Source organism: Paenibacillus hexagrammi (assembly GCF_021513275.1).
Lineage (GTDB): Bacteria > Bacillota > Bacilli > Paenibacillales > NBRC-103111 > Paenibacillus_E > Paenibacillus_E hexagrammi.
Genome location: NZ_CP090978.1, coordinates 3,005,749 through 3,019,646 on the forward strand (window position 1 = coordinate 3,005,749; position 13,898 = coordinate 3,019,646).

7 protein-coding genes and 4 pseudogenes are annotated in these 13,898 nt (G+C 47.3%); 3 read left to right on the forward strand and 8 right to left on the reverse strand.

Annotation, left to right across the window (positions count from 1 at the left end; translation table 11 throughout):
- Window positions 1-40 precede the first annotated feature (40 nt).
- A pseudogene (gene metH / locus L0M14_RS13450) lies at window positions 41-3,483 on the reverse strand (methionine synthase).
- 221 nt (window positions 3,484-3,704) lie between these two features.
- On the opposite strand from metH, the gene L0M14_RS13455 reads away from it, so the two are divergent.
- The gene (locus L0M14_RS13455) at window positions 3,705-4,247 is read left to right on the forward strand and encodes a 1,2-dihydroxy-3-keto-5-methylthiopentene dioxygenase (protein ID WP_235122550.1); all 543 of its coding nucleotides are present in this window, start codon (window positions 3,705-3,707) and stop codon (window positions 4,245-4,247) included.
- Window positions 4,248-4,425: 178 nt separating this feature from the next.
- Here L0M14_RS13455 and L0M14_RS13460 read toward each other — a convergent pair.
- Window positions 4,426-5,218, reverse strand: a pseudogene (locus L0M14_RS13460) (HAD family hydrolase).
- Window positions 5,219-5,257: 39 nt separating this feature from the next.
- The gene (locus L0M14_RS13465) at window positions 5,258-5,449 is read right to left on the reverse strand and encodes a DUF896 domain-containing protein (RefSeq protein WP_235122551.1); all 192 of its coding nucleotides are present in this window, start codon (window positions 5,447-5,449) and stop codon (window positions 5,258-5,260) included.
- A 910-nt stretch (window positions 5,450-6,359) separates the two neighbouring features.
- On the opposite strand from L0M14_RS13465, the gene lexA reads away from it, so the two are divergent.
- Together lexA and L0M14_RS13475 are read left to right on the forward strand one after the other, a co-directional pair.
- Window positions 6,360-6,977 (forward strand): transcriptional repressor LexA, encoded by a 618-nt coding sequence (gene lexA, locus L0M14_RS13470; RefSeq protein WP_235122552.1) that lies wholly within the window; start codon window positions 6,360-6,362, stop codon window positions 6,975-6,977.
- Window positions 6,978-7,299: 322 nt separating this feature from the next.
- The gene (locus L0M14_RS13475; RefSeq protein ID WP_235122553.1) at window positions 7,300-7,860 is read left to right on the forward strand and encodes a 2'-5' RNA ligase family protein; all 561 of its coding nucleotides are present in this window, start codon (window positions 7,300-7,302) and stop codon (window positions 7,858-7,860) included.
- A gap of 143 nt (window positions 7,861-8,003) precedes the next feature.
- Here the strand turns inward: L0M14_RS13475 and glnA are convergent, their stop codons facing one another.
- The 5 genes and pseudogenes from glnA to efeB form a co-directional block, all read right to left on the reverse strand.
- Window positions 8,004-9,341, reverse strand: coding sequence for a type I glutamate--ammonia ligase (gene glnA, locus L0M14_RS13480; RefSeq protein ID WP_405030944.1), 1,338 nt, complete (start codon window positions 9,339-9,341; stop codon window positions 8,004-8,006).
- 30 nt (window positions 9,342-9,371) lie between these two features.
- Window positions 9,372-9,783 (reverse strand): annotated as a pseudogene (locus L0M14_RS13485) (MerR family transcriptional regulator).
- 95 nt (window positions 9,784-9,878) lie between these two features.
- Window positions 9,879-11,099 (reverse strand): methionine gamma-lyase family protein, encoded by a 1,221-nt coding sequence (locus L0M14_RS13490; protein WP_235122895.1) that lies wholly within the window; start codon window positions 11,097-11,099, stop codon window positions 9,879-9,881.
- A 31-nt stretch (window positions 11,100-11,130) separates the two neighbouring features.
- Window positions 11,131-12,450: pseudogene (hflX, locus tag L0M14_RS13495) on the reverse strand (GTPase HflX).
- Window positions 12,451-12,612: 162 nt separating this feature from the next.
- Window positions 12,613-13,836 carry an iron uptake transporter deferrochelatase/peroxidase subunit gene (efeB, locus tag L0M14_RS13500; RefSeq protein ID WP_311198902.1) on the reverse strand — a complete coding sequence of 408 codons (1,224 nt, stop codon included), beginning with the start codon at window positions 13,834-13,836 and terminating at the stop codon, window positions 12,613-12,615.
- Window positions 13,837-13,898 lie beyond the last annotated feature (62 nt).

Consider the following 13,898-nt stretch of genomic DNA (forward strand, 5'->3'; position numbering starts at 1 on the left):
TTCTCGTTCAAAGCTTTGGATATACCTTCTATAAGTACGATTAGCTTCTATCCACGTTAAAATAACGCGCTTCAGGATGAGCAAATACGACGGCCGATACCGAAGCCTCCGGCTCCATCATAAAGGATTCCGTCAGCTCTACCCCGATGTCTTCCGGTTTCAGCAATGCGAACAGCTTCTCTTGATCCTCGAGGTTCGGACATGCCGGGTAACCGAAAGAGAACCGCTGTCCAATATACTTAGCCCCAAAACGCTCTTGCATAGACATTTGGGGAGCATCCGGAATTCCCCACACATCACGCATAATATGGTGAATCCGCTCCGCCATCCCCTCCGCGACTTCGAGCGCTGTCGCTTGTAGCGCGTGGGATTTCAAGTAATCCCCGTTATCGCGCCATTCTTTTGCCAGCTCGTTGATGCCATGACCAGCCGTTACCAGCAAGAAGCCAATATAATCCATTTGTCCACTGTCCACTGACTTCAGATAATCGGCCAAGCACAAGTATGGCTCTACTTCCTGACGAGGGAATGTGAATATCTGAAGCACTTTGCTATGATCCTGCGGATCGTACACAATCACATCGTCGCCACTGGATTGTGCCGGGAAGAATCTGTACATGGCATGAGCTTTGATAATGCCGTCTTTTTGGGCCGAGTACAGGATTGAATCAACAGTATCCTTCAGCTGCATAGCTTTAGCATCTTTATTGCCAAGCAGTTGCTCAACCTTCCCCTTAAGTCCTAGATGATGACCCAGCAGCATCTGCATGTTGACATAAGGCATCACATGGCTGATCGGGTAGTCACGCAGCACATGCCGCTCAAGATCCGGCGGCACCTGCACAGCAACATCCTTGGAAACGCTGGAGGATTTTACACGGGTCAGCTTTGGCAGCTGTTCCTCCTTCTTTCCGGCTTCCATGACATCAGATTCTTTGCTTTCTCTCAGCTCTTCGACAAGCCGCTGACGCTGCTCCGGATCGCTGAGACGGTTCGCGATGTCCAGACCATCCATCGCATCCTTCGCATACAGAACCAACCCATCGTACTCCGGTGAGATACGAGTCTTCGTGAACTTTCTTGTCAGCGCGGCGCCACCGACTAGAATCGGCACATCAACGCCTGCATTGCGCAAGTCTTGTGCGGTAACAACCATTTGCTGAGCAGATTTCACAAGAAGCCCTGACAAACCGATCGCATCCGGCTTTTCCTTGCGGTAAGCCTCGATTAATTGCTCCGGCGGTACTTTAATACCTAGGTTCACGATTTGGTAGCCGTTATTGGAAAGGATGATTTCGACCAGATTTTTACCAATATCGTGCACGTCGCCTTTTACCGTAGCCAGGATGATTTTCCCTTTAATAGCTGACTCCGACTTTTCCATGAATTGTTCAAGGAATGTAACAGAAGCCTTCATGACCTCCGCACTTTGCAGTACCTCCGCCACGATCAGTTCATTATTATTAAAGAGACGTCCGACTTCCTCCATACCTTTCATGAGAGGCCCGTTGATGACTTCTAGCGGCGCATATACCTTCAGAGCTTCTTCAAGATCTGGCAGCAGCCCTTCCTTTGTTCCTTCCACAACATACGAAGCAAGCCGCTCTTCCAACGTCAGGTTGGAAATTTTTTCTTTCTTCTCAACCTTTTTCTCACGGAAATGCGCCACAAATTTAGCAAGTGTCTCATCATTCGTGTTGTAAATCAGATCCTCAGCAAGCTGGCGCTCCGCCTCAGAAATGGATGCATAGCGTTCCAGCTTCTCCGTGTTCACAATCGCGTAATCCAGGCCCGCTTTCGTACAGTGGTAGAGATACACAGAGTTTAACACTTCACGGCCCGCATCCGGCAAACCAAATGAAATATTACTCAAACCGAGGATCGTCTTTGCTTTCGGATATTTCTCCTTAATCATCCGTATTCCTTCGATCGTTTCGACGGCGGAACCGATGTACTGCGGGTCACCGGAACCAATCGGGAACATGTTAGGGTCGAAAATAATATCCTCAGGATTCATTCCGTATTTACCTGTGAGGAGTTCGTACGAACGTGTAGCTACTTCCATCTTGGCTTCTCTGGAAACGGCCTGCCCCGCTCGTCAATCAAAATACACACGACAGCCGCACCGTATTTATGAATAAGCGGAAGAATATTTTGGAATTTGGTTTCACCATCTTCAAGATTGATCGAGTTAATAATTGCTTTGCCCTGCGAATATTTTAAACCAAGTTCAATAATATGATCATAGGTAGAATCAATCATGAGAGGAACTTTGACCTTCTTAACCACTTGCTGCATAAATTGCTCGGTCGCATAGGCTTCGTCAATATCTGTATCCTGTAAGTTGATATCGATGATATGAGCACCGTTTTTCACTTGATTTCTGGCAATCTCTGAGCCTTCCTCAAACTTGCCTTCCTTAATCAAACGCTTAAACTTACGGGAACCGGAGATATTCGTACGTTCACCAACCATGATTGGGCGGTTTTCAGGCTCGATATAAACAGTCTCAATACCCGATACTGCAGGCGGATGAGTTCCATAAGCGCTGCGAGGCGCATATTGACTTAAAGTTTCCACTAAAGCACGAATGTGGTCAGGAGTTGTTCCGCAGCAACCACCGGCAATATTAAGCCAGCCCTGTTCAGCAAAACCTGCCATTTTCTTCGCCAAAGATTCCGGCGATTCATGATAGTTACCATTCTCATCAGGTAGACCGGCATTTGGATAACAGCTGATGGCCGTCTCAGCAATGACCGAAAGCGTTCGAATATGATCACGCATGAACTCCGGACCGGTCGCACAGTTAAGTCCGATAGAGATGGGCTTTAGATGCTCAAGCGAAATATAGAAGGACTCGATGTTTTGTCCAGCTAGGGTTGTCCCCATTGGCTCAATGGTACCGGAAATCATAATTGGGAGCTGCACCCCAAGAGTTTCATACGCCCGGCGAATACCAATGCTGCCCGCTTTCACATTCAGGGTATCCTGAGAGGTTTCCAGGAGCAATGCATCCACGCCTGCTTCTACCAATGCCAGGGCTTGCTCATAATAGCTTTCTTCCAATTGTTCAAATGTTACACCACCGGTAACGGACAGTGTCTTGGTTGTTGGCCCCATTGCGCCTACAACGTAGCGAGGCCACTCGGGCGTCGAATACTTCTCCGCTGCAGCAATCGCCAGCTTGGCCGCTGCCAGATTGATCTCACGGTGACGGTCCTGCAGATCATACTCCGCTAACACGACACTAGTTGATCCAAATGTATTCGTTTCTATCATATCGGCGCCTGCTGCGAAGTAAGCTTCATGAATTTTCTGAAGCACATCAGGACGAGTCAAGGCGAGAATTTCGTTACATCCGTCCAGTTCCTCGCCACCAAAGTCCTCCGGTGTTAAGTTCTCCTGTTGAAGCATAGTACCCATAGCACCGTCGAGGATCATAATTTTTTTCTTAAGTTGTTCTTGAATCGGTGGTTTGATCATGTAAGTGAGACTCCCTTTCAACTTGGCTAAACAATGAAAAAAACAAGTTTTATCGACAAAATCAGTTATGTTTTAGTGTACCAGAATAGCGTTAGTATGAAAAGATTTCAATTTATCAATAATTCCTATGGTTTATGTAGGATTTAATTATTAGATCTCATCGACATCCTCTGTTATTTCCTCTATAATATATGTAGTTTACTGAGAAAGAGGGATTAGCGGTGGCACAAATTCGAATCCGTAACACCAATGAACGCATAGAAGATCAGGAGCAGGTTAAAGCATTTCTTGATGCTCAGCACGTGCTTTTCGAACACTGGGAACCAGCAAAACTGCCTGTAGAGCTGCGGGAAAAATTTGCACTCAACGATGAAGAAAAAGCACAAATTTTAAGCGTATATGACGAAGAGATTCGCGACCTGGCTGCAAGACGCGGCTATGAGATTTGGGATGTTATCTCTTTATCGGATGCTACACCAAACATTGAAGAGCTGCTGAAAAAGTTCGAGCAGGTACATACACATACGGAAGATGAGATTCGCGCCATTGTTGCAGGCAAAGGAATCTTCATTATCAAAGGTGAAGGCGAAGTCGGATATTTTGACGTTGAGCTAGAAGCCGGTGATGTGATTTCGGTACCGGAGAACACGAACCACTTCTTCACACTGATGGATAACAAGCAAATCGTAGCTGTTCGACTCTTTATCGAAAAAGACGGCTGGATCGCCTTCAATGTAGAAGACCCTGAATTTATTAAGGCCTAGTGTTCAGTACCATCCTTTCGAAAAAACTCAATAGATCTGTATTCCTATGAAAATCTACTGAAGATCAGGGTGGACCCTAATTTAGCAACAAACTCAGATTTTCATTTCGAAAAGCTCCCTCAAAGATCTCAAGCGATTGTAGCAGCCTGAGATCCGAGGGGCTTTTCCCTATTAATATCTAGCAACCTTCAATAATCGGCAGGATTTCTTGCAGCCTCGAAACTTCATAGGTAGGTACGATTTCGTCACTGCGCTTGACACCGTGATGATTGATCCAGATATTGCGCATTCCCACACTGCCGGAACCAAGAATATCGGTCGTAAGCTTGTCCCCGATCATAATACCCTCGTTAACCTCGATTTCTAATAAGCTCAGAGCATGTTTGAAGATAGAAGCTGCTGGCTTCCCTTCCCCAAATTGTCCAGAAATAATAATATGATCGAAATAAGGAGCAATCTCAGGTACACCGGCTAATTTTTCCATTTGCAAATCTGGAGATCCATTTGTAAGCAGTAACAGTTTGTAAGAACCTTTCAATGTGTCCAGGACACGGAACGTCTCCTCATACACATGTGGACGGCGGCGGCGTTCAGCTGGAAACATCTCACCGAGTTTGTAACCTAATTCCTTGTCCTCTACACCAAGCGCTTTTAGACCTCTTGTCCAAGATTGAGTGCGATAGTCTGGGACTAATTGTTCCAGCTTGCGGAAATGCTCTTGCTCTCCTTGCGTAAAGTTCCCCCATAGCCCTTCAAACGGATTAATTCCAATCATTTTTGTGAAAGGAAATGTTTCATAGGACTCATAGAGCTCTCTCGCTTCCTTTCGAACCGCCTCTTCTACTGCTGCTGGGTCCAGCTGCGGATAATGCTTGGATGCTTCCACAAGTCGCTTCAAAAGCTTCCTTGACACTGCGGTCATCCCATAACAAAGTATCATCCAAATCAAATAAAACAGCTTTCAATGACATGTTCGTTTCCCCTTTAACTTAAATCTATGTAATTGTGGATTACTTCTCTTCTTCTTCGTCCGCAAACTTAATGGAATCCAACTGGACCTTAAGCGAGCTGCGGAATGCCTGGATGTACTTCTTTCGCAGTTCATTTCGTTCGTCAATCTCTTCATCGGTCAAACCAATCGTTTTTGCTTTACGGGCAAGCTCGTTGATTCGTTCTATGTTTTGTTCCATATTATCGCTCATGAAAATCCTCCCTGCGTTCGTCATACTGACTACTTTGCCATCCCCTATTAAGAAAGTCAAGGCAAGAAGATGCATTTCGATCATAAAAATATAAACCAAATAAGACTCCAGCATAACGCCGAGTCTTTAAGATCGTAACAAATTGTCAAACAAGTACGGAAGCATCTGAGATTAGAATATATGCATCTACTTATCAGATATACCGGTGACGTGTAATACCATATGAGTGTAAATCTCAATACCCATATTCCAAACGAAATTAGAACGTGTGTTCTATATTTTTTCTCATATTCTTATATGGCATATGTTCGACTAATGGATTCTAAGGAAGGATTAACACTTGCCCTTCGTGAAGGATCGCTGAATCAAGTCGGTTCAACACCTTCAACTCTTTAATATAAAAACGAATATCCTCCTCTCGCTCCATATGGGATGAAGCTATCGACCAGAGAGTATCTCCTCGAGATACAACGACCTTCCCAGAGATTGGCTTTAAGCTGGCTATAACAGTACTGTTCGAGTTTACAGATTCAATAGTTAAGTCAGAAGTCTTTAGAAGTGAAGAAGAACTGCCTTCACCTGCGTATGCGTGTACGATAGCGCCAAAAGAAAAAACCAACACAAGGACAATTGCTGACAATATAAATTTTAAAGAGATCTTCGCGAGCCCTTTAGTTGGAATCTCTGTATGTGCAGACTGTGATGTTAGTTGTTTATTTCTTAAGTAGCCGCTGGAATTGTGATCTCCTGAATATGCTATGTACATAAGATTCATCCCCCAAACATTTGTTCTGTTATTAATTTAACACGAACAAATGTTTGTGTCAATGTATTTTCGAACTTATGTTTGTACGAACTCCGGTTCTGTGTTATAATTTGGTTACTGATTCCTTTCATTGGAGTGATACTATTGAGTAAGATTTCCCAACGGCAGCAAGCGATATTGGAATTTATTAAGAATGAAGTGAAAGATAAGGGATATCCGCCTTCCGTACGAGAAATTGGCGAGGCAGTTGGACTAGCATCAAGCTCCACCGTACATGGACACTTGGAACGTCTGGAGAAGAAAGGCTTAATCCGCAGAGACCCGACCAAGCCTAGAGCCATTGAGATTTTAGGCTTAGACGGTGCAGAAAGCAATTTCGCCGTTTCTGTTGCACGGGTACCGCTAGTCGGTAAAGTTACTGCAGGAGTTCCGATCACAGCTACGGAGAATATCGAAGATTATTTCCCGCTTCCTTCGCACAAAGTCGGCGATAATAACGTTTTCATGCTAAGCGTTTCTGGTGACAGTATGATTGAAGCCGGTATTCATAACGGTGACTATGTGATCGTAAAGCAGCAGCAAACTGCGAACAATGGAGATATCGTAGTGGCGATGACAGAGGATGATGAAGCAACGGTTAAGCGATTCTACAAGGAACGCGACCATATTCGTCTTCAACCGGAAAACTCAGCTTTAAAGCCAATTCTCCTAAAGCACGTTACGATTCTCGGACGAGTTATTGGCTTGTTTCGGGATATCTAGATTCCAAGGTAAAAACCACCCTTTCTGAATGTGGCAACTCCAACTTTAGATGACGTCTAATAGTCGAGAGAGCCGTGCGTTCATGGGTGGTTTTTTGTTTTCATGGACATCTTCGCTGCGTAGAACGAGCAACTTCCCTATCTGTATACTGGCCACCTGAGACTATCCAATAGAAAGATGACCTCTCCTGCATACTTGAACATGGGTATCGTATAGAAAATTGTTCGTATTTTCTTACCTGTTTACGAAAGATCCATACGCCAAGCTTCGAAGAGCTGTTTATTCTCGAGCTATAGGTACGTCGATGGAAGGAATGTTATTTATGAGAGACAAAGTAGAATTTCATAATACTCACATAGTCCTTGAAATGCCTTCACATATTACAAAACAAATTATATCAATCAGGAAACAACAAAAAGACGATTTCAGAGCATCCTTACCTGTCGAGATAACTTTGGCAGGTTCAAGTGGAGTCGGTGTTTTGGAACCCAAACAGGATTCAGATAAAGTATTCTCAAAGCTGCATTCCATTGCATTAAGAACCGCGCCAATTAAAGCTGCTTTCGGCAAAGTATTGAGGTTTCCAAATACGGATATTTTTGCTTTTACTATAAAAGATGAAGGTCCATTTCATCGGTTGCACGAACAGATTGCTGATTCAGGTATATTCTTTTTAAGAAGCCCCTATCCTTATACTCCTCATTGCACACTGAGAAGTCGTTCTTTAGTAACAGAAATTGAAGCTAATGAGTTATTCGGCCTTCAAATTCCTGACGAATTCGTTTTAGATACGATGTCGGTTCTTTCTTTATACCAAGATTCATCTACTGGTGAAATATCTGTTCCTGTGCTTCATAAAGTGAAATTAAGTGGAACGATCTAAGATTCATTCAGCGGGAAGCTTAATTACGTAACCAACGCCACAAAGTGGGGCTTTGATTCCAAGCCGACTTGTTGCTGTACGAGAAGCCCCTTTCATAAAAAAACAGAACCCCCCAACACTTAGAGCGCCAGGGGGTTGAGCTATTAATATAGGGACAGATACTGATCGCGTTCCCAAGGGTGAACTTGAGTACGGTACATATCCCACTCGATTTCTTTCAATTCATAAAAGTGTGCCAGAGCATGCTCCCCAAGAATATCGCAGATGACATCGTTGCGGATCATTTCATCGAGCGCCGTCTTCAAGTTGACAGGTAAGCTTGGAATGCCCTGCTCTTCTCTCTCTTCTTCCGTCATCACGTAGATGTTACGGTCTGTCGGAGGAGGCAGCTGCATTTTGTTCTTAATACCGTCAAGACCTGCTGCCAGCATAACAGCAAGCGCCAGGTAAGGATTGGCCGCAGGATCCGGGTTACGAACTTCAATACGTGTGCTGAGACCGCGGGAAGCCGGGATCCGAATCATCGGACTGCGGTTGCTTGCCGACCACGCCACATAGCATGGTGCCTCGTAGCCTGGAACCAGGCGTTTATAGGAGTTTACTGTAGGATTCGTAATAGCCGCAAAAGCGCGAGCGTGGCGAAGCACGCCGGCCATGTAGTGTCTGGCCACATTACTCAGACCTAACTTATCACTCTCTTCGTAAAATGCATTGACATCGCCTTTGAACAAGGATTGATGGCAGTGCATACCTGAACCGTTCATACCGAACAGAGGCTTCGGCATGAATGTTGCATGCAGACCGTGCTGTCTGGCAATGGTTTTCACCACAAGCTTAAACGTCTGAATTTGATCGGCTGCTTTCATAGCATCCGCGTATTTAAAGTCGATCTCATGCTGTCCAGGAGCAACCTCGTGATGGGATGCTTCGATTTCAAAACCCATCTCTTCCAAAGTCAATACGATGTCACGACGGCAGTTTTCACCCAAGTCCATAGGAGCCAAGTCAAAATATCCGCCTTGATCGTTCAGTTCCATGGTCGGGTTGCCCTTCTCATCCGTTTTGAATAAGAAAAACTCCGGTTCAGGTCCTACGTTCATCGCTGTAAAGCCCATCTCCTCAGCTTGCTGCAGCGCTCTCTTCAGAATGCCGCGCGGGTCGCCTGGGAATGGACGGCCGTCCGGGAGGTAGATATCGCAAATCAAACGAGCTACCTTACCCTCTGTCACCCAAGGAAAAATAACCCAAGTGCTGAGGTCCGGGTATAAATACATGTCGGATTCTTCAATTCGAACGTAGCCTTCGATGGAAGAACCGTCAAACATCATCTTATTATCAAGTGCTTTCTCCAATTGACTTAGAGGAATTTCAACGTTTTTGACACTGCCCATCAAATCAGTAAATTGCAAACGGATAAAACGGACATTCTCTTCATTGGCAATACGCAGAATGTCTTCTTTCGTGTAATTCGTATAACTCACGACCATTCTCCTCTCTATTTACGAAACGTTTTAGTGAAAAAATCGGGACAGCTCGCCTTGAATCAGTGAAACTTGACCTGGACGTTTGCCGCCGCCGATCAGTTGCTGCTTCAGCATTTTGTGCAGTTGAGAGTCCGTAAGCTCCTTACGCTTGACCTCAGTGGCTTCATTGATAACGGTTGCATCTTCGGAATCTTTAGAGACTGGCAATAGTACTTGCTTAATGCCGGCGATATTGACGCCTTTCTCAATCAAATCCCTTAATCTCGAGCAAACGCTCTACATCGTTAAAAGAATACAAACGCTGGTTGCCTGAGGTTCTGGCCGGTATCACTAACTCATGCTGTTCGTAATATCGAATTTGTCTTGCCGTCAAATCGGTAAGCTTCATCACGATGCCGATAGGGAAGAGCGCCATGTTGCGGCGTATGTCATCACTCATGCTAATCACTCCTGGTCAGTAAGTACCTAAGCTTATTGTACCTTTGCCAGTAAAATGTGTCAAGGAGTGTTAGGTTTGTTCACAGTTCCATTTTTTCAAATCAAACCCTTGTCCACCATATGTTGGATGGCGGTTAGCACCCCTAACTTGCAGTGCGAGTACGTTAAACCGCCTTGCATGTAGGCAATATACGGTTCGCGGATCGGCGCGTCGGCAGACAATTCCAGGCTGCCGCCTTGAATGAACGTGCCTGCGGCCATGATGACGGGATGCTCGTAGCCCGGCATATCCCATGGCTCTGGCACGACATGTGAGTCCACAGCGGCAGCCTTCTGGATGCCCTGTACGAACGTGATCAGATGATCCGCGGACGTGAAGCGGATCGCCTGGATCAGGTCCGTGCGCGGCTGCTGCCAGAGCGGACTGCTTTCAAAGCCGAGGTCTTCGAACAGCGCCGCTGCGAAGACCGAGCCCTTGACCGCTTGCCCCACCAGGTGAGGGGCAAGGAACAGCCCTTGAAACATGGCTCGCGTAGCGCCGAGCATGGCACCCACCTCGCCCCCGATACCGGGGGCGGTCAGCCGGTAGGCGGCGAGCTCGACAAGGTCGCGCCGCCCGGCAATATAGCCCCCGGACGGGGCGATGCCGCCGCCGGGGTTCTTGATCAGCGAGCCCGCCATCAAATCGACGCCTACCTGCGTCGGCTCCTGCAGCTCGGTAAATTCGCCGTAGCAGTTATCGACGAAGACGATAACGTCCGGCTTGACTTCTTTGACAAATCGGACCATCTCTCCGATTTGCTCGACCGTAAAGGAAGGCCGCCAGTCATAGCCTCGGGATCGCTGGATCCCGATCACCTTCGTGTTCGGTTGAATTGCTGCAGCAATGCCTTCCCAGTCAGGCGCACCGTCTGACGTTAAGGCAACCTCCCCATACCCGATGCCGAAGTCCTGAAGAGACCCTGTACCGTCTCCCGGCTTGCCAATCACCTTGTGCAACGTATCATAAGGCTTACCCGTTATGTAAAGAAGATGTTCGCCAGGACGAAGGACACCGAATAGTGCGGTCCCAATGGTATGTGTCCCAGAAACAAAGTGAGGCCGCACGAGCGCCGACTCAGCGCCCAATGCGTCCGCGTAGACCAGGTCCAGCACTTCGCGGCCGCGGTCGTTATACCCGTAACCGGTTGAGCTCGCGAAGTGAAAATCACTGACCTGATGCTTTTGAAAGGCTTGAATCACCTTCCATTGATTCTGATCAATTGTTGTTTCAATTGCACGAAAAGCCGGAGCGGCCTTTAGCTCGGCCCGGTCCATCAGCGCCATGACTTTTCCCCGAATTGCATCTCTAGAAGTTCTCTCCCTGTTCTTCCCCTGCTGCACGTTGTTGATCGTAGGCGGCTAGCAGGTAACCCATTTTCTGATAATCGTCTTTGTTGACGCGAACCTGAAACACCATGTCTTCCCCATCAACTTCATTCTGGAGGACATCGCCAATTCGGTAAATGAGAGAAATCATATCTCCCTTATCTGCTGGAATGCGGAATTCCTTGCTTTCCCCCATCAGCTTCTCTTGAATGACGATCTTCAGTCGCTCAAGATCTTGATCATTGTAAGCGGAAATTTTCAAGAAATCCCCCTCCGTAGAGAGCATCTCTTGCTCATGAATGGAGCACAGATCAACTTTATTGAACACCGTCAGCTGTTCTTTCTGATGAGCGCCAAGCTCCTCCAGGACTTCAGCCACGACACGCATCTGCTCGCTCCTCATGTCTGTTGCGCTGTCCACGACATGAAGAATCAGATCAGCCTCATTCGCTTCCTCCAGCGTCGCTCTAAAGGCAGCAATCAGATCATGTGGCAGGTTCTGGATGAAACCGACCGTGTCCGTCAGGACAATCTCTTTGCCGCTTGGCAGCTCCATGGTTCGTGAAGTCGGATCTAATGTCGCAAAGAGCTGATTCTCGACGTAGACATCCGCATCCGTCAACTGCTTCAGCAAGGTCGACTTGCCCGCATTCGTATAGCCCACCAGCGCCACTTGGAACACGCCTGTTTTCTTCCTGCGCTCCCGATGAAGCGTACGATGCCTCACCACTTCTTCCAGCTGCGCTTTTAGCTCGCCGATACGGTCGCGGATATGCCTGCGGTCCGTCTCCAGCTTGGTTTCCCCTGGACCTCTCGTACCGATCCCGCCGCCAAGACGTGATAAGTTCTTCCTTGCCCGGATAGTCTAGGGAGCAGATAGCTCAGCTGTGCCAGCTCGACCTGGATAATCCCCCTCACGGGTCTTCGCCCTTTGAGCAAAAATATCGAGAATGAGCTGTGTACGGTCGATGATTTTCACATCCAACGCGGCTTCTAGGTTGCGAACCTGTGCTCCGGACAGCTCCTGATCGAATATCGCGGTGTTTCCGCCGTGCTGCTCAATGAGCGCTTTCAGCTCCTCAACCTTGCCTTTCCCAATAAACCACTTCGTATCTGCCGATTCCTTATTTTGCGTCATCGTATCTAAGACAAGCACACCTGCAGTTTCAGCCAGCTTGACCAGCTCCTGCAAGGAATATTCAGCAAGCTCTTCATTCTTTCTCTGCATGCCTGTCACTAAGCTGACCAATACAGCTCTGTCTTGTACATCACCTTGTACTTCATGTGAAGTTGGTTTCATCCCATACTCCCCCTCTAATCCAACCAAATAATGAATGGCCACATACAGCCCACCATCATTGTGGATGAAAAAGGAGGGAAAGTCAATTTACCCGCCGCGGAGAGATCGGTTATAACGAAATAACCCGCCAAGCGGCTGCTCAGCGGGCTATATACCCCATATTTATGCACCAAAAAGGCTCTGTCCCAGGTACGAATTTTTGTCAGCAACACCAGGCAATACAGCAAAATAGCCTCCACCTGTTGTTTCCGTGTATGCCAACATCTGATCCGGCATTTTCGGATTGGTCAGCCTCTTTTGTATGGATTCAAACTGGGTTTGAATATTGCGGTTAAAGCAAATAAACAGTAATCCTGCATTCATCCGTCCAACCTGATCCAGGTTCTCCATGAAGTTATAACCTCGCCGTAAAATTCGCTCTCTTTCAGAGGCTTCGCCTGTTCGCGGGTTGGATAGACGGATGTGCGAGTCCAGAGCTGTCTTCTTCCCTTCCGGATCTGCGGCAAAATTAGGCTGTTCGAACTCGCCTTGACCATCCATTGGTGCGCCCGATACTTTTTGACGCCCAATGATACCCTCTTGGTCTCCATAGGGTTGTTGGTCCCAAGTTTCAATCCGCATATTGATGCGCCTCACAACCATGTAGCTGCCTCCGGCGAGCCAAGGCGAGCCATCCGCTGCGTCAATCCAAATGTTATTCTTCATAAACATTTCGTCGTTGAGCGCCGGATTGTTAGTTCCATCCTTGAAGCCGAATAAATTGCGCTTCGTGCCGTCAGCTTTAATGCTCATCTGGCCGGTCTGCTGCCATCGTAAATGAGCAACCCCGCGCGCCGCTTTGGCTAAATTCCGAATCGCATGAAAACAAATGGTGGGGTCATCCGCGCATGCTTGAATGATCAAATCTCCATGCGTAAGCTGATCCTGCAGTGAATCCGCGTGGAAAATAGGCATCTGAGTGAGACCGGCTGGTTTTCGCGCCCGAAGGCCGAATCGGTCCGTACCATCCTTCTCAAACAGCGAGGCGCCTACTGCAAAGGTAAGCGTCAGCTTGCTGCTCGCGATTCCGAGTTGCTCGCCCGTATCCGTTGGTGGAAACTTGGCCTGCTGCGGTTCTTCCGCAAGAGGCTTTCCTTCCATTAAAAGTGCGGCCATCTCGGTCCATTTTTGTAAAAGCTCCTTCAATTCCTTCACATCGTCCGTCGTGACATCAAATGCCGCAACATTGGAAAAATTTTGCTGGGGAGTCAAGATCCCCGATTGATGAGCTCCATAAAAAGAGACATGCTCAGCAGCTTGAGCCTGTTCTTGTGAGGCCGCACCCGATGCAGGCAGCTGAGAATGCGATTTTTCTTGAGCCTTGCCGATAAAGTCGCCTAGTACCAGCCCAGCCGCTCCGCGGCTGTCATGCCGAGAAAAGAACGACGGCTTAGCTTATCCGTCAATCT